The sequence below is a fragment of the Mycobacterium sp. URHD0025 genome (assembly GCF_000426065.1).
Taxonomy (GTDB): Bacteria; Actinomycetota; Actinomycetes; order Mycobacteriales; family Mycobacteriaceae; genus Mycobacterium.
Window position 1 is genome coordinate 72,795 of the sequence record NZ_AUEQ01000015.1, and the last position, 17,971, is coordinate 90,765.

Annotated in this window: 21 protein-coding genes; 14 read left to right on the forward strand and 7 right to left on the reverse strand. The window is 65.3% G+C overall.

Annotated elements, in window-relative coordinates; translation table 11 throughout:
* Nucleotides 1-58: 58 nt before the first annotated feature.
* On the forward strand, nt 59-1,330 hold the full coding sequence (locus H977_RS0123415) for a diiron oxygenase (protein ID WP_029110146.1): 1,272 nt from the start codon (nt 59-61) through the stop codon (nt 1,328-1,330).
* On the opposite strand, the gene H977_RS0123420 is transcribed toward H977_RS0123415, so the two are convergent.
* Entirely contained in the window at nt 1,314-2,516 is a 1,203-nt protein-coding gene (locus H977_RS0123420; protein WP_029110147.1) for an MFS transporter, read from the reverse strand. The two genes, H977_RS0123415 and H977_RS0123420, sit on opposite strands and share 17 nt — an antisense overlap.
* Nucleotides 2,517-2,566: 50 nt before the next feature.
* Here H977_RS0123420 and H977_RS0123425 point away from each other — a divergent pair, with 50 nt between their 5' ends.
* The 3 genes from H977_RS0123425 (at nt 2,567) to H977_RS0123435 (ending at nt 6,233) form a co-directional block, all read left to right on the forward strand.
* The gene (locus H977_RS0123425; RefSeq protein ID WP_029110148.1) at nt 2,567-3,571 is read left to right on the forward strand and encodes a chemotaxis protein CheB; all 1,005 of its coding nucleotides are present in this window, start codon (nt 2,567-2,569) and stop codon (nt 3,569-3,571) included.
* Nucleotides 3,564-4,325: an STAS domain-containing protein gene (locus tag H977_RS33780; RefSeq protein WP_051289026.1), complete on the forward strand. Its 762-nt coding sequence runs from the start codon at nt 3,564-3,566 to the stop codon at nt 4,323-4,325. Before H977_RS0123425 ends, H977_RS33780 begins: the two co-directional genes overlap by 8 nt.
* Before the next feature lie 69 nt (nt 4,326-4,394).
* The gene (locus tag H977_RS0123435) at nt 4,395-6,233 is read left to right on the forward strand and encodes a CheR family methyltransferase (protein ID WP_029110149.1); all 1,839 of its coding nucleotides are present in this window, start codon (nt 4,395-4,397) and stop codon (nt 6,231-6,233) included.
* Here the strand turns inward: H977_RS0123435 and H977_RS34515 are convergent.
* Entirely contained in the window at nt 6,230-6,634 is a 405-nt protein-coding gene (locus H977_RS34515) for a hypothetical protein (RefSeq protein WP_051289027.1), read from the reverse strand. The genes H977_RS0123435 and H977_RS34515 overlap by 4 nt on opposite strands.
* A 135-nt stretch (nt 6,635-6,769) precedes the next feature.
* Between H977_RS34515 and H977_RS0123445 the strand changes: the two genes are divergently transcribed.
* Both H977_RS0123445 and H977_RS0123450 read left to right on the forward strand, forming a co-directional pair.
* Nucleotides 6,770-7,636 carry an LLM class flavin-dependent oxidoreductase gene (locus H977_RS0123445; protein ID WP_029110150.1) on the forward strand — a complete coding sequence of 289 codons (867 nt, stop codon included), beginning with the start codon at nt 6,770-6,772 and terminating at the stop codon, nt 7,634-7,636.
* 214 nt (nt 7,637-7,850) lie between these two features.
* Entirely contained in the window at nt 7,851-9,062 is a 1,212-nt protein-coding gene (locus H977_RS0123450) for an MFS transporter (RefSeq protein WP_029110151.1), read from the forward strand.
* Here H977_RS0123450 and H977_RS0123455 read toward each other — a convergent pair.
* The gene (locus H977_RS0123455; protein ID WP_029110152.1) at nt 9,033-9,440 is read right to left on the reverse strand and encodes a DUF5709 domain-containing protein; all 408 of its coding nucleotides are present in this window, start codon (nt 9,438-9,440) and stop codon (nt 9,033-9,035) included. The genes H977_RS0123450 and H977_RS0123455 overlap by 30 nt on opposite strands.
* 237 nt (nt 9,441-9,677) lie before the next feature.
* On the opposite strand from H977_RS0123455, the gene H977_RS0123460 reads away from it, so the two are divergent.
* From H977_RS0123460 to rnhA, 5 genes are all read left to right on the forward strand, one after another.
* Complete coding sequence (locus H977_RS0123460) at nt 9,678-9,971, forward strand: hypothetical protein (RefSeq protein ID WP_029110153.1); 294 nt, start codon at nt 9,678-9,680, stop codon at nt 9,969-9,971.
* Nucleotides 9,972-10,143: 172 nt separating this feature from the next.
* On the forward strand, nt 10,144-10,470 hold the full coding sequence (locus H977_RS0123465; RefSeq protein ID WP_051289028.1) for a hypothetical protein: 327 nt from the start codon (nt 10,144-10,146) through the stop codon (nt 10,468-10,470).
* 48 nt (nt 10,471-10,518) lie between these two features.
* Nucleotides 10,519-11,913, forward strand: coding sequence for an acyl-CoA dehydrogenase family protein (locus H977_RS0123470; protein WP_029110155.1), 1,395 nt, complete (start codon nt 10,519-10,521; stop codon nt 11,911-11,913).
* 27 nt (nt 11,914-11,940) lie between these two features.
* Nucleotides 11,941-12,603, forward strand: a complete 663-nt coding sequence (locus H977_RS0123475; RefSeq protein ID WP_029110156.1) for a VOC family protein — start codon at nt 11,941-11,943, stop codon at nt 12,601-12,603.
* A gap of 48 nt (nt 12,604-12,651) precedes the next feature.
* On the forward strand, nt 12,652-13,134 hold the full coding sequence (rnhA, locus tag H977_RS0123480; protein WP_029110157.1) for a ribonuclease HI: 483 nt from the start codon (nt 12,652-12,654) through the stop codon (nt 13,132-13,134).
* On the opposite strand, the gene H977_RS0123485 is transcribed toward rnhA, so the two are convergent.
* Nucleotides 13,135-13,971, reverse strand: coding sequence for an alpha/beta fold hydrolase (locus H977_RS0123485; RefSeq protein ID WP_029110158.1), 837 nt, complete (start codon nt 13,969-13,971; stop codon nt 13,135-13,137).
* Between the two features lie 111 nt (nt 13,972-14,082).
* Here H977_RS0123485 and H977_RS0123490 point away from each other — a divergent pair, with 111 nt between their 5' ends.
* Nucleotides 14,083-14,673 (forward strand): TetR/AcrR family transcriptional regulator, encoded by a 591-nt coding sequence (locus H977_RS0123490; protein ID WP_029110159.1) that lies wholly within the window; start codon nt 14,083-14,085, stop codon nt 14,671-14,673.
* A gap of 4 nt (nt 14,674-14,677) precedes the next feature.
* Nucleotides 14,678-15,679, forward strand: a complete 1,002-nt coding sequence (locus tag H977_RS0123495) for an NADP-dependent oxidoreductase (protein ID WP_029110160.1) — start codon at nt 14,678-14,680, stop codon at nt 15,677-15,679.
* A gap of 73 nt (nt 15,680-15,752) precedes the next feature.
* Here the strand turns inward: H977_RS0123495 and H977_RS34965 are convergent, their stop codons facing one another.
* The 3 genes from H977_RS34965 to H977_RS33790 all read right to left on the reverse strand — a co-directional run bounded on the left by H977_RS34965 (nt 15,753) and on the right by H977_RS33790 (nt 17,275).
* Complete coding sequence (locus H977_RS34965) at nt 15,753-15,902, reverse strand: hypothetical protein (protein ID WP_231396051.1); 150 nt, start codon at nt 15,900-15,902, stop codon at nt 15,753-15,755.
* Nucleotides 15,903-16,036: 134 nt separating this feature from the next.
* A complete protein-coding gene (locus tag H977_RS0123505; protein ID WP_029110161.1) occupies nt 16,037-16,588 on the reverse strand; it encodes a TetR/AcrR family transcriptional regulator in 552 nt (183 codons plus the stop codon).
* A gap of 42 nt (nt 16,589-16,630) precedes the next feature.
* Entirely contained in the window at nt 16,631-17,275 is a 645-nt protein-coding gene (locus H977_RS33790; protein WP_051289029.1) for an NADPH-dependent F420 reductase, read from the reverse strand.
* A 245-nt stretch (nt 17,276-17,520) separates the two neighbouring features.
* Here H977_RS33790 and H977_RS34520 point away from each other — a divergent pair, with 245 nt between their 5' ends.
* Entirely contained in the window at nt 17,521-17,895 is a 375-nt protein-coding gene (locus tag H977_RS34520) for a nuclear transport factor 2 family protein (RefSeq protein WP_051289030.1), read from the forward strand.
* The last annotated feature ends 76 nt before the right edge of the window (nt 17,896-17,971 follow it).

The following is a 17,971-nucleotide window of genomic DNA, read 5'->3' on the forward strand; positions in this document are numbered from 1 at the left end:
GCATTGTCGGTACATAACGTCGGAGTGAGGGGGACCACAAACGAAGGGACAGTCAACGGTGACAACTTCGGTCAGACCCGGCGAAGGCTCGGCCAACGCTGCGCGGCGGGACGCGTTCTCCGAGCGCCTGCTCAAGGGTTCGGTTCGCAAGTCGTATGCACCCGTGGTGGACATCGACTGGCAGGCGCCGATCGATCCGGACAAGTTCTTCCTGCCGCCGACGATCGTGTCCCTGTACGGAACTCCGTTGTGGGACAGCATGTCCCGCGAAGAGCAGATCGAGCTGTCACGCGAGGAGCTGGCCAACACCCTCTCGGCGGGCATCTGGTTCGAGAACATCCTCAACCAGGCACTGCTGCGCAAGATGATGCACCAGGACCCGACCTCGAATTCCACGCACTACGAGCTCACCGAACTCGGCGACGAGACCCGCCACATGGTGATGTTCGGCAAGGCCATCGACAAGATCGGCGCGAAACCGGTGCGGCCGCGGCTGTACCAACGCATGATCATCAACTCGCTGCCGTTCTTCTTCCGCGGCTCGGCGCTGTGGGTGGCCGCGCTGATCGGTGAAGAGATCTTCGACTCGCTTCAGCGGCAGATGATGGACGACCCCGAACTGCAGCCCATGGTGCAGCGCCTGATGCGGATCCACGTCACCGAGGAGGCCCGCCACATCCAGTTCGCACGTGACGGCCTGCGCCAGCGCACTCCGTCGATGCGTTGGTACAAACGCGCATGGGTGGCCAATCTCAACGGTGTCGGCGGTTTCTTCTTCCGCTACCTGTTCACCAACAAGGTGCAGTACGCGCGCGTCGGCCTGGATGCCCGGGCCGCGCGCCGGATGGCCCGCGCCAGCGCCCACCGTCGCGAGGTACAGATCTCCGGCTTCGCACCGCTGGCCGCCTTCCTGGAAGAGGTCGGGCTGATGGGCCGCATCGGACGCCGCATGTGGCGGCGCTCCGGATTCCTCCCGGCGACGGCACCGCTGCCCCTCACCACAGCTGCCACGCCTGCCGAGAGTTCCGGAGAAGGGGTCACCGAAGAGGTGTACGACGGGTTCGCCATCCTGGACAACGGTGAAGGCGATCGGCGGGTTCACGTGCGGCTGGCCGGTCATCTGGATCCGATCGATGGTCAATACCATTGGCGTGGAACCATTCTCGACGCACCGAGCACCGTGGCGGCCGGGCCCGTACGGCTGAGCATCGGAACCCGTACGGTCGCCGCCCGCATCACCGAGCGCACCTCGCAGGGCACGCACTCGATCGCCGGCGTCGGCGAACCACCGTTCGAACTCGACGAGGTGGAGGTCAGCGCCGCCGGGTGAGCGCCGCGCGGCCGAGCAAACCGATCGCGAACACCGCCCCGCCGATCCCCGAGATCAACAGCGGCAGTTGGCCGGGCTGACCTGGAACAGCGGTCCAGAGCAGCCCGGCCCACACCCCGGCGCCCAACATGGCAAAGCCGCTGAGCCCCTGGAAGACTCCTTGCGCGCTCCCCTGCAGGCCGGAGCCGACCAGCGAGGACACCCAGGCCTTGCCGACCCCGTCGGTGCAGCCCGTGAACAATCCGTAGGACCCGATCAGCAACCAGGCCAACAGCGGATCAGTGGTCAGCCCGAGCCCGGCGTAGCCGATCGCGAAGAACACCAGACCGATTCCGAACACCGGTAGCCGACCGATCCGGTCGGCGAGCAGCCCGGCCGGGAAGCTGGAGAGGGCGTAGACGGCGTTGTAGGTGACATAGGCCAAGATCACCTCGACGACCGAGAAGCCGATGTCGTTGAGCCGCAACAACAACAGGGCATCCGGGAAATTCACCAGGCCGAACGCCACCAGCACGGCCGTCACGCGCCAGTACCCCCCGGGCAGGTCGCGCATGCGGGAGAACACCGGCTGGGTTTTTTCGGAACGCTTTCCTCTGCCCTTTTCCGAGACCAGGAACACCAGCGCCACACTGAGCACCGCAGGGACCACCGCCACCCACAGCAGTGGCGCGATCTGATGGTCGAGCAGTTCGTAGCCGACCAGACCCAACAGCGGACCCACGACCGCGCCGAAAGTGTCCATGGCCCGGTGGAATCCGAATACCCGACCGCGGGCGGTGGCGTCGACGTCGGCGACCAGCAGGGCGTCACGTGGCGCTCCCCTGATGCCCTTGCCCAGGCGGTCCACGACGCGTCCCGCGAGCACACCGGACCATGCACCCGCGGCGGCGACCATGACCTTTCCCAGCGCCGCCATGCCGTAGCCGGTGGCGATCAAAGGACGTTTGGCGAATCGGTCGCCGAGCGGCCCCGCGGCCAGCTTGGTCATCGCCGCGGCACCCTCGGCCGCGCCCTCCACGGCGCCCACCACGGCAGGCGGCGCACCCAGCACCGCCGTCAAATAGATGGGCAGCAGCGGATAGAGAAGTTCGCTTGCGGTGTCCTGGAGGAAGGACACCGCCGACAGCACCCGGACATTGCGGGTCAGCCAGGCGGGCACCCGGTCATCATGCCCGACCGTGCGCATCCACGGCGGTTGCCAAAGCGTAGTTTGGGTACACGGCGAAAGAGCCAGTGATGACAGAGACAGACGAAAGCTTGGAACTGATTGCCGTCGGCGCATCGGCCGGCGGTGTCGAAGCGTTGACCCGATTGGTCTCGGGCCTGGATCCCGACCTCAGGCAGGCGGTGCTCGTCGTGCTGCATCTGCCGGCGAACGCCCCCAGCGCGCTGGCCAAGATCTTGGATCGAGCGGGACCGTTGCCGTCGGTGAGCGCGACGGACGGTGCGGAGTTGAAACCCGGCACCATCTACGTGGCGGTGCCGGACCGGCATCTACTGGTAGAGGACCATCGGATCCTGCTGACCGAGGGTCCCACGGAGAACGGCCATCGCCCCGCCATCAATGCCCTGTTCCGCTCGGCGGCATTGGCCTACGGTCGCCGCGCCATGAGCATTCTGCTTTCCGGCGTGCTCGATGACGGTGTGCTCGGCTCGGCGGCGATCAAATCCCGTGGCGGCGTCACCATCGCCCAATCTCCTTCTGACGCACTGTTTCCCGCCATGCCGGCCAACGCCGTTGCCGCCGGGGTGGTCGACCACCAGGTCCCGGTCGCCGAGATGGGCCGGCTGATCACCACACTGGCCGAACATCACGGCGAGGAGCACGAGATGGAACGCGACCCATCCATGGAGTTGGAGAACCGGATCGCCAAGGCGGCGCGCTTTGCCACCGAGTTCGACAGCGAGACCTTGGGGCCTCCGTCCGGCTATATCTGCCCGGACTGCAACGGTTCGCTGGCCGCCATCAGCGAGGGCAATTACCGATGCCGAGTCGGCCACGCCTGGACGCCCGATGCCTTGTTGCGAGCCCGTGACGAAGAGGTCGAGCGCGCCCTGTGGATCGCCCTGCGCAGCCTTCAGGAGAAATCGAAGATGTCCCGCCGACTGGCGGAGAAGGCCGGCTTGGCTTCGATCGCCGAGAGGTACACGCATCTGGCCGACGAGGCCGAACATGCGATGACGGTGCTCAGCCAACGGTTGTCGGCTGTCAGCCAGAGCGCGGAGGACACCGGTGGCTAACGCGCGCAGCACCGTCGCAGTAACCCGACAGGTCGTGGACCGAGCCGCGGTGCTGATCGCGGCCGGCACCCTCGACGGCAGCACCTACCGAGAACTTCGCGACACCATCATCAAAGCCGCACTGGATGAACCGAGCGCCGTCATCGTCGACGCCACCCAGTTGTCGGTTCCCTCCGAGTCGGCTTGGGCCGTGTTCACCAGTGCCCGCTGGCACGTCAGCGTCTGGCCCGACATCCCCGTCATCCTCGTGTGCGAGCACCAGGAGGGGCGCGATGCGATAGCCCGCAACGGCATCACCCGCTACGTGCCCGCGTATCCGACAGTCGAGGCCGCGAGATCGGCAATCTGCGACGAGGACGCCAACCGGCACCGTCGGCGTGCCCGGGCCCAGCTTCCGGCGTTGCACTCCAGTGTCGGTAAGGCCCGGCGGCTGATCACAGAGTGGCTGCTGACCTGGTCACAGAGCGAAATGGTCTCGGTGGCCACCCTGGTCGTGGACGTACTCGTCGAGAACGTTCTGGAGCACACTCAGAGCGCACCCAGCCTCGTTGTCGAGAGCCGGGGCGAGACACTGACCATCGCCGTCGAGGACAACAGCCACACACCGGCCACTCGGCGTGAACACCCCGGTCGCGGTGGCGACACGGTGTCGGGCCTCGCGGTGGTCGCCGCGCTGTCACGCACCTGGGGCAGCACCCCGACGTCGACCGGCAAGACCGTGTGGGCCGTCCTCGATCCCGAGAGTTACCTCTAGTCCCGAGTAGTGTCAGCCACGACATTCCGGCAGCGGGTTGACGGTGGACAGGGCATGAAACAGGACGACATGGACACGACCGACGAGGCCTTCGAAGCGCTGCTGCGTTATCTGCGCGACGCCCGCGGATTCGATTTCACCGGCTATAAGCGCACCTCCCTGATGAGGCGGGTTCGGCACCGGATGGATCAGGCCGGATACGACACATTCGAGCGGTATCTCGATGTCCTGCAGGCCAGCTCCGATGAGTTCGCCGCGCTGTTCAACACGATCCTGATCAACGTCACGTCCTTCTTCCGGGACCCGGAGGCGTGGGAGTTCGTCCGCACCGACGTGATCCCGCGAATGCTGGCCGAGCGCGGGCCCGACGATCCCATCCGCGTCTGGAGCGCAGGCTGCGCCTCGGGTCAGGAGGCGTACACGCTGGCGATACTGCTGGCCGAGGCGCTCGGTCCGGATGTCTTCCGCGAGCGGGTCAAGATCTATGCCACCGACATCGATGAGGAGGCTCTCACCGAAGCCAGGGCGGCCTCCTATGACGAGCGTGCCGTCGAGTCGGTTCCGCCCCATTATCTTGCCCGCTACTTCGAAATGGCCAACGGCCGCTATGTCTTTCACAAAGACCTGCGGCGTGCCGTCATATTCGGCCGCAACGATCTGGTCAAGGATGCGCCGATATCCCGCGTCGACCTACTGGTGTGCCGCAACTCGCTGATGTACCTGAACTCCGAAACGCAGCGAAATGTGCTCGGGCGGTTACATTTCGCGCTCGCCGCCCAAGGCACACTGTTCCTCGGGCACGCCGAGATGCTGCTGAGCCATGCGGACCGGTTCACCCCGCTGAATCTCAAGCACCGGGTGTTCCGGAAGGCAGCCGGTTCACACAACGGTCTCGACCGCTACGACCCCGCCGCGTCGATGTACGAGAGACATGGTGAGCTGGCGGGCCTTACCACCGTGCGCGAGTTGGCTTTTCGGGCCGGCCCGGTCGCCCAGATCGTGGTCACGGGCGAAGACACGGTGGCGATGATCAACCAGCAGGCCGAGTCGATATTCGGGTTGTCGGCGCGCGATATCGGCCGGCTGTTGCGCGATCTGGAGGTTTCATACCGGCCGGTCGAACTGCGGGCCTACATCGAGCAAGCCAAGGTCGAGCGCAGGCCGGCCCGGATCCAGGATGTCAAATGGCAACGGCCCGGTTCCGAAATGGTGTGGTTCGAGATCCACGTCAATCCGTTGGTAGACAACGAGAACGGGTTGCTCGGAGTGTCGATCGTGTTCTTCGACGTCACCGCCACTCGCGCCTTGGTGGACAAGGTGGTGCAGACCAATCGTCAGCTCGAAGCCGCCTACGAGGAACTGCAGTCCACCAACGAAGAACTGGAGACCACCAACGAAGAACTCCAATCGACGGTCGAGGAGCTGGAGACCACCAACGAAGAACTCCAGTCCACCAACGAAGAACTGGAGACGATCAACGAGGAGTTGCAATCGACCAACGACGAACTCCACACGATCAACGACACCCTGCGGGAGCGGAGCATCGAACTCGACGATGCCCGAACGTTTCTGGATTCTCTGGTCAACTCGATCCATCTCGGCCTGATGGTGGTCGATCGCGAGATGCGCGTGGTGGTGTGGAACCGTTACTGCGAGGATCTGTGGGGCCTTCGAGCCGACGAGGCCACCGGCGTTCCGCTCACCTCGTTGGACATCAACCTGCCGCTCGATACGGTGAGGCCGTTGATCGGGAATGCGTTCGTCGACTCTGATCACACCGGGGAGGTCACCGTCGACACCATGAACCGTCGTGGGCGTGCCACGCGAATCAGGGTGATCTGCACGGCATTTCGATCGGATGAGAGTGGCGTCAAAGGCGCACTGCTGTTGATGGAAAATCAGACCTAGCCGGCTCGGCCTTCATCTGCGGCTGCCGCCGTCTCGTCAACGGTCGCGGCATCATCGTGCCGAGCGGCTTCGGCACGGTGTCTCTCGGCGGCGTCCTGGTGGCGTTCGCCGTCATCGTCGCCTGCCAGCATCGCCGCCTGTTCATGGGCCGCCGCGGCCCGGAGGTGAGCCTGACCCGCCTCCACATGCCGCAGCGCCGCAGAGTGATGCGCAGTCGCCGCCTTCAGCCGCGATTGCCGGGCCCGCAACTGCGCCAGCGCGACGTCCTCGGTGGTCGGCGCCAATCCTTGGGCCAGGTCAGCGCGCCGGTGCGCCAATTCGTCACTTCGCAGGCGGGCCGCTTCGGCGCGTGCCAGCGGCACCGAATCCGTATCGGCGGTTGCGTCACGATCAGTCGCCATCAGCTGCGCTCCGCTCGTTCAGGTTCGTCGAGCTACCGTCATCCTGCGCTGAACGCACCCCGCCCGCAACCATCCGAAGCTGCCCATCGGGCCATTCCCCTCCGCCAGTTCTAGAACACGTTCTAGTCTTGCCGTATGCGGTTCACCTATGCCGAAGCCATGACCGATCCCACCTACTACATCCCGCTGGCCCAGGCGGCCGAGGCGGCCGGCTATCACGCCATGACGATCGCCGACAGCGTCGCCTACCCGTTCGAGTCCGATTCGAAGTACCCGTACACCCCTGACGGCAACCGGGAGTTCCTGGACGGCAAGGCATTCGTCGAAGCCTTCGTGATGGCCTCGGCTCTGTGCGCGGTCACCACCACGCTGAAGTTCAACTTCTTCGTGCTCAAGCTGCCGATCCGTCCGCCTGCCCTGGTGGCCAAGCAGGTCGGCTCGCTCAATGCCCTGTTCGACAACCGGCTGGGCCTCGGCGTCGGCACCAGCCCGTGGCCCGAGGACTACGAGTTGATGGGTGTGCCGTTCGCGCGACGCGGAAAGCGGATGGACGAGTGCATCGACATCATCCGCGGACTGACCAGCGGTGAGTACTTCGAATACCACGGCGAGTTCTACGACATCCCCAAGACCAAGATGACGCCGGCGCCGTCGAAGCCGGTGTCGATCCTCGTCGGCGGACACGCCGATGCCGCCCTGCGCCGCGCGGCCCGCAACGACGGCTGGATGCACGGCGGCGGCAGCCCCGAGGAGCTCGACCAGCTGTTGACCCGGCTGAACCAGATCCGCGCGGAGGAAGGTCAGACCGGCGATTTCGAGATCCACGTGATCTCAGGAGACGCATTCACCCTCGACGGGATCAAACGGCTCGAGGACAAGGGCGTCACCGACGTGATCGTCGGCTTCCGTCTGCCCTACATCATGGGCGACGACCCCGAGCCCCTCGACCGCAAGATCCGCCATCTGGAGAAGTTCGCCGAGAACGTCATCGCCAAGGTGTAGCCAGGGCCCGGCGGGCTTTACGTGCGCCGTTTTCCACACCTGGGTCGCGGCCCGCGCCGATCAACCGCCCAGGTGTAGAAAGCGGCGCACTTCGAGCTGCCGTTTGAGGGAACACTCACCGCGCCGATAGCGTTGCACCCGCCGTTCTCGTCCAACGCCGTCCGAGAGCCCAAGTCCGGTGTCCCCGGATCCGCGAAACTCGGAAAGCCCCCGAATGACGACTTCCCTCGAACGCCCGCTCGCCATCGTTGCGCCAGATCCCACGGTGCGACTGCTGGCGGTGCTCGCCCTGGCCCTCGGCGGCTTCGGTATCGGCACCACCGAATTCGTGGCGATGGGGTTGCTGCCCGACATCGCGGCCGGCTTCGGCATCAGCGAGCCCACCGCGGGCCATGTCATCTCCGCATACGCGCTGGGCGTCGTGGTCGGCGCGCCCGTCATCGCCGCGCTCACCGCCCGCTGGCCCCGCAAGGCCCTTTTGCTCACGTTGATGGCGGTCTTCACCCTCGGCAACCTCGCCAGCATGCTGGCCCCGACGTATCTGACGCTGGTGCTCGCCCGGTTCGTCGCCGGCCTTCCGCACGGCGCGTTCTTCGGGATCGCCGCGCTGGCGGCCGCCCATCTGATGGGCCCGCAGAACCGGGCCAAAGCCGTGGCCTATGTGTTGTGCGGCCTGACCGTCGCGACGGTATTGGGCGTTCCACTGGCATCCTGGCTCGGCCAGGCCCTCGGCTGGCGCAGCGCTTTCGGCCTGGTGGTCGCCATAGGCGTGATCACCCTGGCCGCCCAGTGGCGCTGGTTGCCGGCACAGCTGCGCGCCATGCACGTCACCAGCCCGATGACCGAACTCGGCGCGCTGCGCCGCCCACAGGTATGGCTGGCGGTGCTGGTCGGCATGATCGGCTTCGGCGGCATGTTCGCGGTGTACACCTACATCAGCACCACGATGACCGATGTGACCGGCCTGCCCCGCGCTGCGGTTCCCGTGGCGCTGATGGTGTTCGGCCTCGGCATGGTCGTCGGCAACCTGATCGGCGGCCGGTTGGCCGATACCTCGGTGATCCGCGCGCTGTACCTGTCCCTCGGCGCCCTCGCGATCCTGCTCGCCGCCTTCTCGCTCGGCTCACACAGCCCGTGGACCGCGCTGCCGCTGCTGTTCGGCGTCGGTGCGGCCGGCTCAGCCGTCGGCCCGGCGCTGCAGACCCGCCTGATGGACGTCGCCCACGATGCCCAGACCCTGGCGGCGGCACTCAATCATTCGGCGCTCAACATCGGCAATGCCACAGGCGCCTGGGTGGGCGGCCTGGTGATCGCGGCCGGTCTCGGCTACACCGCGCCGGCCGCCGCGGGCTCGCTGCTCGCGATCGGTGGCCTGCTGGTATTCACCGTGTCTGTGCTACTCCAGAAGAGGACCACTACCCGGTGACGACTCCGGGATGATGTGGACCGCGGCTTCTTCGGCCGATGCCGCGCCGCCGTCGATGCCGACGTCCGTCCCGAGGAGCTCTGCCTCGTCGTCCGCGCCGAAACCCGCATCGGGTGCAACCAGGCGACCCGAACGCCGATCGCCGACTTCATCGTCACCGGCCTGCTCGTCGAACTGATCGGATTCGTCCAGCCGCATCGCCGGATCGGGCTCCTCCTCGGCCAGCAGCTCATCGAGCGTCTCGTGATCACGCGGTTCGCGCCAGCGATCCGGCGGCGAATACCCCTCGTCCAGCAAGTCGTCGACACCTCGGTCGATGAGGGTGTCCTCTTGGGTCAACTGGTCGTCGTCATCGACGCTGTACCCGTCACTACTCATCTTTCAACGATGTCACAGCTCGCGACTGCCCGAGCCGGTCTTTGTCGTCCGAGATCGGTCTTGCGACGGTCGACCTCCGAGCAGAGATGCGACCACTGGTCACCCTACGTTCCTGAGAAATTCCACATTTTCAGCTGAGAATTCTGGAATTTTCGAACTCCGATCCCGATTAAACGTAATAGGCAGTGACCGGAAGTAGTGGGACTTCCGGTGCGGCCTGCAACGGAGGGTTGGGAAATGAAGTCATCCACCATCGCCACATTAGCCGCGGGCACGCTGGCCGCGGGAGCATTCTTCGGTGGCATCGCCGCTGCCGCACCGACCGGACAGTCGGCCGAACAAACCGTGAAAAGCCTCCAGACCAGTGGATATCACGTGATCGTCAACCGTACCGGCACGGCACCGCTGGCCAACTGCACGGTGCTCGGCGTGCGCCAGGGGCAGACCCATGCCACCGACGATTCGAGGGGCGGAAGTTCTATCAATACCACCATCATTTCGAAGACGGCATATGTAGACATCGCATGCTGAGTCGGGAATAAAACAGGGCACGCATTGGCCGACCGCACCATTTCCGGACATAGCGGTTCGGCGAAAGTCAGTGTCTGCAATCGGCCGCACAATTTGTGCGGCCGATTTGTTTTGGGTTGGGGGTCTCGCGCGAGCGCCTGGCTTGTCGGTGGGCCGGCGTACGGTACCGAACATGAGTTCGATACTGGTCTCCGAGAGGGACATCGAGCGGACGATTGTCGGTGAAGCTCTCGATCACCTGCACGCCGCCTGCAAAGAAATCGACGCGCTGTCGGTGCACGCCCTGACGCGGTCGGAACTCCACGAGGTTTTGAGCCGGCTCGACGCCGGGGAGAAACGGTTGGCGACCGCCCAGCAACGGCTGCTCGGACGGATGGTGGCCACCAACACCGCGTCACCGCCACGGTTCGATCCGGCCGCCGTTCTCGCCAGAAGGCTGCGAATCTCGCCGGCCGAGGCGCGGCAACGGATAGCGGCTGCCGCTCAGCCATCCGACTGAGGTCCCCATGAACGTTCGGCGGCTCCGGCAGTGGGTACTCCACACGTCGTGGCATTTGATATCGCCCCCACCGCGGCGCAACACGACCTCGCCCGCCGCACACACGAGTTCGCCGAACAGGTCATCCGGCCGGTCGCCGCCGAATACGACCAGCGGCAGGAGTTCCCGTGGCCGGTGCTCGAAGAAGCGGCTCTACGGGGCTTTTACAGCCCGCTCTTCTATCGCGACCTGATCGGCGATCCCACGGGGTTGTCTCTGCCGATGTTCATGGAGGAGCTGTTCTGGGGCTGCGCCGGAATCGGATTGGCCATCGTCATGCCGGCGCTGGCGCTGTCTGCCATCGGCCAGGCCGCCTCCCCGGAGCAGATGCTGCAGTGGGCGCCCGAATGCTTCGGCACCGCGGGTGATCTCAAACTCGCCGCGCTGGCGATCTCCGAACCCGAGGGCGGCAGCGACGTGCGAAACCTCCGCACGTACGCGGTCCGTAGCGGGCCCGGCGCGGATGCGGACTGGATCATCAACGGCCACAAGATGTGGATCGGCAACGGCGGTATCGCCAACGTGCACGTCGTCAACGCAGTGGTCGACAAGGACCTCGGCCACAAGGGACAGGCGTTGTTCGTGGTGGAGGGCGGTACGCCAGGGCTGGAGATGGTGCGCAAACTGGACAAGCTGGGTTGCCGCGCCTCGCACACCGCCGAGCTGAAGTTCAACGACGTCCGGGTACCGGCCGGCAATCTGCTCGGCGGTCACGAAAAGCTGGAGCGGAAGCTGGCGCGGGCTCGCGAGGCGGTCGAGGGAGCCAGGAATTCCGGGTCCGCAACCTTGGGAACCTTCGAACAGACTCGGCCGATGGTGGCGGCCCAGGCCCTCGGAATCGCCAGGGCGGCATTGGAATACGCCACCGAATACGCGAACCGCCGGGTTGCCTTCGGTGGCCCGATCATCGACAACCAGGGCGTCGCGTTCCCGCTCGCCGACCTGGCCACCCAGATCGACGCCGCCCGGCTGCTCACCTGGCGAGCGTCCTGGATGGCCGCGACCGGCGTGCCGTTCGACCGTGGCGAGGGCTCGATGTCGAAGCTGGCCGCCAGCGAGGCTGCCGTGAGGACCACGGAGCGGGCCATCCAGACCATGGGCGGCTGGGGATACGTGACGGATCACCCGGTGGAGAAGTGGTACCGGGATGCCAAGCTGTACACCATCTTTGAGGGTACAAGCGAGATCCAGCGCATGGTGATCGCGCACGCGCTGGGCGCCGCCGACGGAAAACCGCCGCTGCACGTCGACCTGGAACCGTCCGGCGGGCCGTTGAACCGGTGGTTCGGCCGCGGAACACCCCTGCGCACCCGCACCGCCGATGCCGCGCTGTCCGCCAAGGATCGCGTGCCCGAGCCGGTCATGCGATTGGCCATGAAAGTCTTACGCCCGCCACGCAGGTAGGACCGGGCCGGATAGGATTTCACGTCCATGACCGTCACCGTGGACGAGCTCGAGGTCGCTGACCCTCCGGATGCCTGGACGCGCGCCGGGTTCAGTGTTGATCCCGGCGGAGATGCCGGCCCGGTATGCCGGGTCGGCGACGTGCGCATCCGGCTGGGCGGGACCGACCGCGGCACCGGCATCATCGGGTGGTCGTTGCGCGGCCTGCCGCCGCAAGGTTCCTTCGACCACCTCGACGGCATCCCGACGACGCGGAGCACCTCCACGTCGGACTCGGCCATCGCACCGCCGGCCATGCACCCCAACGGCGTCACCGCAATCGACCACGTCGTGCTGCTGTCTCCCGACCTGGATCGGACGATCGCGTCGATGGCCGCTGCCGATCTGGCTCCGCGCCGCGAGCGGGACGGGGAACTCGGCGGCCGCCCGATGCGCCAGGTCTTCTTCCGGCTCGGCGAGGTGATCCTCGAGGTGGTCGGTTCACCGGGGTCGGCAGGTCGCGGTCCCTCGACGCTGTGGGGAATCACTTATGTCGTCGCCGATATCGACGCGACAGCCGGGTACTTCGGCGACCACACCGCGCCGATCAAAGACGCCGTCCAACCGGGCCGGCGGATCAGCACGGTCCGGCACAAGAATTTCGGAATGTCGGTCCACACGGCGGTGATCTCCGCGACTCCCGACCGCTGACGTGTGTCGGGACGCCGGCCGCTCGATGCCGTTGCCTATCCTCAGCGCATGACCGACGCCGGAAACCTCAGCAGCGACGTCGTAGTGGTCCATACCGACGGTGGCTGCCGCCCGAACCCCGGCCCGGGCGGATGGGGAGCCGTGCTGCGCCTGCGCGAGCACGTGCGCGAAATGTACGGCGGAGAGCCCGGGGTGACGAGCAACAACCGGATGGAGCTGATGGCGCCCATCATGGCGCTCGAAGCGCTCACGCGGCCGGTGGTGGTGCATCTCCACACCGACAGCACCTACGTGCGCAACGGCATCACCAAGTGGGTGCTCGGCTGGCAGCGCAACGGCTGGCTGACCGCCGCGAAGCAGCCGGTGAAGAACGTCGACCTCTGGCAGCGGCTGCAGGCCGCCTGTGCGCGACACGAGGTCGAGTGGTTCTGGGTGAAGGGGCACTCCGGTATCGCCGACAACGAGTTGGCCGACGTGCTGGCGACGCGAGGTATGGACGAGGCGATCGCCGCGGCCAGTCTCGGCGTCTAGTCAGCTGTCCAAAAAACGCAGAGCGTCGGCGACGAAGGTCTCGTGATGCTGAAACACCCCGCCGTGCCCGGAGTTCGGGTAGATCTTCAGTTGCGCATCGGGCAGTCGACGCGCCATGTCCGCCGAGTGGCTGCTGTGCACCATCAGATCGTTGTCTCCGTTGGCGACCAGGACGGGATGGGTGATGACGGACAGGTCGTCGGGTGCGCTTTTTCCGGCGTGCCGGATGGCCCTGATCTGAGAGATGCCGGCCCGCAAGGAGATTCGCTTGTCGCGGTTCTGCGTCCGCTCTTTGAGCCGGCCCAGGTACTGCGTCGCGGCGTACTTGCCTTCGGGAGTACGCGGGAAGAACAAGAAGTTCCTCGGATCACTGCGCGTGAGTGCCGCTTTGAGGTAAGCCCCGCCGACGATGGTGGCCATCTTGTCGATGCCGCCGGCGCCGCGTGGGCCGGTGCCTGCCAGCACCATGCGGCGGACGAGTTCCGGAGCCTGCAGCGCGACCATCTGGGCGACGCCGCCGCCGAGTGAGAATCCGAACAGGTCAACCTGCCGGAGGCCCAGGGCGCGGATGAAGGCGATCGCGTCGGTGCCCATCTGCTCGACGGTGGTCGGCACCGTGCCTCCGGTGGCGCCGATGCCGCGGTTGTCGAAGGCGATGACGCGGTGGCGCGCGGCGATGCCGTCGATGACGCGCGGGTCCCAGTCGTCGAGCACCGCGGTCAGGTGGTGCAGGAACACCACCGGAATGCCCGATGAGCCGGTGCCGAGCTCGCGATAGGTGAACGTCACGCCGTCGATCTCGATGGTGCGGTTCGGTGCGTCTTTCCAGGTGGTCATTGCGGTGTACTCCCGACTCGGCGGCCGCGGTATTACGACCATAATATTATGATCGTAAGCCAAAGTGCTAGTATCGGCAAGGACGAGACTCGAGAGGACTGGTGAGGTGCCATGGCGCGATCCACCGCGGAACGCAAAGCCGAGACCCGACGCCGGATCATCGAGACGGCCAGCGGACGCTTCAAACGCGACGGGATCGACGGTTCCGGTATCGCCACGCTCATGTCCGACGCCGGCCTGACCAACGGCGCCTTCTACGCACACTTCTCGTCCAAGGACGACCTGGTGGCCAACGTCGTGGCCGATCAGCTACGCGCCCAATGCGAAAACCTGAGTTCGCTACCCCCGGGCCGGGAACCGCTGGAAGCATTTGTGCGCGAGTACCTCTCGCCACATCACCGCGACCATCCGGACACCGGCTGCCCCAACGCCGCCCTACTCGATGAGATCGGCCGGTGCGATGACGCGGTCCGGGATGCCTACACCGAGGGAATGCAGTCGATCGTCGACGTCATCGCAGCGCACCTGTCTCCACACGAACCGTCGGCCGCACGCACCGCCGCCGTAGGACTATTCAGCGTTCTGGTCGCCACCCTGCAACTCGCACGCGCGGTCTCCGACCGGCAATTGTCCGACGACATCCTCGCCGCCGGCATCGTCAACGCGCAGCTGCTCCTCGACTGCCGGACTGAAGGGAAATGACCACATGAAGGCATTCGTCGTCACTCGATACGGCAAGAGCGACGTCCGCGCCACCGACGTACCTCAGCCGAGGGTCGGCAGCACCGACGTACTGGTCCGGGTAGATGCAGCCAGCGTCAACCCGCTGGACATCATGGTCCGAAACGGTGAGTTCAAGCAGCTGCTGAAGTACAAGCCGCCCTTTGTGCTCGGCCACGATGTCGCCGGTGTGGTCACCGAGATCGGCGCCGGCGTCCGCGGCTTCAGCGTGGGCGACAAGGTGTTCGCCCGCCCCCGCGATCTTCGCATCGGCACCTTCGCCGAGTACATCGCGATCGACCAGGATGACGTCGCGCTCAAGCCGGCCGCCCTGTCCATGCCCGAGGCCGGCGCGGTACCACTGGTCGCCCTGGCGGCCTGGCAGATCCTGGTCGAACGGGCGCAGATCAAGCCCGGTCAGAAAGTTCTCGTCCACGCCGGGGCCGGCGGCCTCGGATCGACCGTCGTCCAGCTCGCCAAGCATCTCGGCGCGCACGTCGCGTCCACGGCCAACGGCGCCCGTGCGCAACTGGTCCACGATCTCGGTGCGGACATCGTCATCGACTACACCACACAGGATTTCGCCGAGGTGCTCTCCGACTACGACCTGGTGGTGGACTCTGTCGGCGGCGAAAACCTGATGAAGTCGCTCACCGTGCTCAAACCCGCGGGCCTGGCGATCGGCGTCACCGGCCCGCCCGATGCCGGTTTCGCGAAGCAACTCGGCGCACCCAAACCGTTCGAATTCGTGCTGTCGTTCCTCAGCCGCAAGGTGCGCCGCGCGGCCAGGAAACTCGGTGTGCGCTACGAGTTCTTCTTCATGCACGCGAGCGGGCCACAGCTTCGAGAGCTTGCCGCCCTGTACGACGCGGGCCACCTGCGCCCGGTCGTCGACTCAACGTTCACCTTCGACCAGACCCTCGAAGCCCTCGCCTACGTCGAGAACGGCAAAGCCAAGGCCGGCAAGGTCGTCATCACCCTGACCTGACGTGAGGTCTGTAGCCAAGGGCGGCATGCTTATTCGTTGTGATGATCACGCCAGGACAACATCTCCTTGACGGTCATGAAGTCATACCGGTAATGGGGTCCGGGGCGATCTCGTGATCGAAAATGGTGGCTCCGGCGGCGTGGTAGTCCTCGGCACTGTCGACGCCGGACCAGTGCACCGACCGTTCAATCTCGTTTCCTTCGCGTCCTGCTGCGGCAGCCATCTCGTCGAGCGCACACAACTGGCGGAGATGCGATAAGCGAATCGTGCGGTAGTCCGCCCCACCTACGCAACGCCCGAATCGGATCTTCTGGGGAGTTCAGGACGCGGCGGCGGGATATCTGTTTGGACTCGGCGCTATTTTCGTGGCCAGGCGGCCATGATGGTGGCGGCGACGGCGCGGAGCTCGGGCCGCGTTACCCCGTCGCGTGCCCTTGTGGATAGCCCGTTGATGACGATGATTAGGTACTCGGCGAGTGCCTCTGGATCAGCTGAGATTGGTAGGTCGCCCTCGTCAATGGCCTGGGCTAGTCGCTCGGCGATCACCGTGCGGCCTTTATCGCGCCGGTCGACCAGTACAGGGTCTGTGTTGACCAGACATCCCTTCGGCTGTCCCTTCTTGGTGCAATCAACGATTGCAGCGTCGAGAAGACGCGTCGCGAAGTCGTAGGCGGTGGCTTCGGTCAACGCCGCTGTCAGAGGCGTTCCAGGCCGTTCGGCGTAGAGTCCGACGGCCTCGTCGTAAAGTTCGCGCTTGCTGCCGAACGCGGCGTACAGGCTGGGCGAAGAGATGCCCATGGCCCCGGTTAGTTGGCTGATGCTGGTCCGCTCGTAACCGCCGTACTTCCAGAACGCGCGCATCGCACATCGCAACGCGCGGGCGCGATCGAACTCGCGCGGACGTCCCATCCAGTGATCCTATTCCGAGGTAGGGCAACTGTATCCGCGAAATCAGCCCAGCTCAGCGATGTCCATTTCGGCCGGGGCGTTGCCGATGATGGGCTGGGAGATGAGGCTGTGTCCGGTCAACGGTCCCCCAAAGGAGTGCAGCCTGCCGCCGGCGTCGTTACGTCCGAGATCGATGGGTTCGAATCCGAACTGTGTGGCCAGCGCGGCGACCTCGGCGTTGGCGGCGGGGTCGTTGCCGGAGATAAAGGTGACGCGCCTCCCTGTGACACCGTTGCTGGGGTCGCGCGCCAACACCTTGGCCCAGGTGCTACCGAAAGCTTTGACGACACGCGCATTTTTCGCCCATTCGGCCACCAAGTCCGATGACTCACGACCATCCAGGTCGGCCGGCGAGAAGTCACGGTAGTCGATGGCGTTGGTGGCGTCGATGATGATTCGACGATTCCAGTCGGGCACCTTCGCGACCAACCCTTGTACCGCCTCGAACGGAACGGCCAAGGCAACGAACTCCGCCAGCAGCGCGTCATCGACTTCGGCCGGAACGATGTTGGGCCCATGTCGTTGCTGCAGCGGTATCACCGCCGTGGGGCCCTTCGAGGTCGCGACAGCCACATCGACGCCGGCGCGGGTGAATTGTTGGGCCAGTGCCGAGCCGATCGCGCCTGATCCAATGATGGCGTACTTCATGAGGTTTCCTTCGACTTGGTTTGGGTGTAGGCGTCCGTCAGTCAACATTGCGCGCTGATCGATATCGAACCACAGTACATACCACCGCGCTCGTTTTGTATCGTTCGACACAGATCTGCAGCACCCAATAGCGTTGATCGCCAGGGTAAATAAGGCTTCAGCAGGCCAGACTCCAGGTTTGTCGAGCGTGTGAACGGGTCTAGGTTACGTAGCGGTCGACACAGAATGAGGAGTATGGTCATCCGATGGAAGAAGAGGGCCGCGTTGAGTCGATCAATGCGCACTTCCAACGCGTTGATCGTCAAGATCCCTCAATGATCGATCTCTTCACCGAAGATGCCGAGATGTGGTTCCCGAAGTATGGAGACGCGAAGGGGAAGCCGGACATCGAACGCTTTGCGGAAGTGCTAAGCGCTCACCTGCGGAGTCTCACCCACGCCATTGACGAGTTCCGCTACTACGTCAGGGGCGACGTCATCGTGGCCATGAAAAACGTTGGCAGCCCAAATCTGGTGTTTAGCACAGGAATCGCCACCCGTACGAGCTGCGGTCCGTACGAGCCTCCGATGATCGGGTCCGACATGGGAAAGTCGTTTGTCGCGCGGCGGCCGCGTCAATGACATGACGAACCCAGTGCTTCGATGCCCTGCGGGCCTCGCAGGGCATCCATGCCCGGACGGTCGTTCACAAGATGCG

Coding starts and splice junctions, on each gene's coding strand:
- H977_RS0123420 (WP_029110147.1), bottom strand. CDS start 2,516: ATGCGCACGGTCGGGCATGATGACCGGGTGCCCGCCTGGCTGACCCGC.
- H977_RS0123425 (WP_029110148.1), top strand. CDS start 2,567: ATGACAGAGACAGACGAAAGCTTGGAACTGATTGCCGTCGGCGCATCG.
- H977_RS0123435 (WP_029110149.1), top strand. CDS start 4,395: ATGGACACGACCGACGAGGCCTTCGAAGCGCTGCTGCGTTATCTGCGC.
- H977_RS34515 (WP_051289027.1), bottom strand. CDS start 6,634: ATGGCGACTGATCGTGACGCAACCGCCGATACGGATTCGGTGCCGCTG.
- H977_RS0123445 (WP_029110150.1), top strand. CDS start 6,770: ATGCGGTTCACCTATGCCGAAGCCATGACCGATCCCACCTACTACATC.
- H977_RS0123450 (WP_029110151.1), top strand. CDS start 7,851: ATGACGACTTCCCTCGAACGCCCGCTCGCCATCGTTGCGCCAGATCCC.
- H977_RS0123455 (WP_029110152.1), bottom strand. CDS start 9,440: ATGAGTAGTGACGGGTACAGCGTCGATGACGACGACCAGTTGACCCAA.
- H977_RS0123460 (WP_029110153.1), top strand. CDS start 9,678: ATGAAGTCATCCACCATCGCCACATTAGCCGCGGGCACGCTGGCCGCG.
- H977_RS0123465 (WP_051289028.1), top strand. CDS start 10,144: ATGAGTTCGATACTGGTCTCCGAGAGGGACATCGAGCGGACGATTGTC.
- H977_RS0123475 (WP_029110156.1), top strand. CDS start 11,941: ATGACCGTCACCGTGGACGAGCTCGAGGTCGCTGACCCTCCGGATGCC.
- rnhA (WP_029110157.1), top strand. CDS start 12,652: ATGACCGACGCCGGAAACCTCAGCAGCGACGTCGTAGTGGTCCATACC.
- H977_RS0123485 (WP_029110158.1), bottom strand. CDS start 13,971: ATGACCACCTGGAAAGACGCACCGAACCGCACCATCGAGATCGACGGC.
- H977_RS0123490 (WP_029110159.1), top strand. CDS start 14,083: ATGGCGCGATCCACCGCGGAACGCAAAGCCGAGACCCGACGCCGGATC.
- H977_RS0123495 (WP_029110160.1), top strand. CDS start 14,678: ATGAAGGCATTCGTCGTCACTCGATACGGCAAGAGCGACGTCCGCGCC.
- H977_RS34965 (WP_231396051.1), bottom strand. CDS start 15,902: ATGGCTGCCGCAGCAGGACGCGAAGGAAACGAGATTGAACGGTCGGTG.
- H977_RS0123505 (WP_029110161.1), bottom strand. CDS start 16,588: ATGGGACGTCCGCGCGAGTTCGATCGCGCCCGCGCGTTGCGATGTGCG.
- H977_RS33790 (WP_051289029.1), bottom strand. CDS start 17,275: ATGAAGTACGCCATCATTGGATCAGGCGCGATCGGCTCGGCACTGGCC.
- H977_RS34520 (WP_051289030.1), top strand. CDS start 17,521: ATGGAAGAAGAGGGCCGCGTTGAGTCGATCAATGCGCACTTCCAACGC.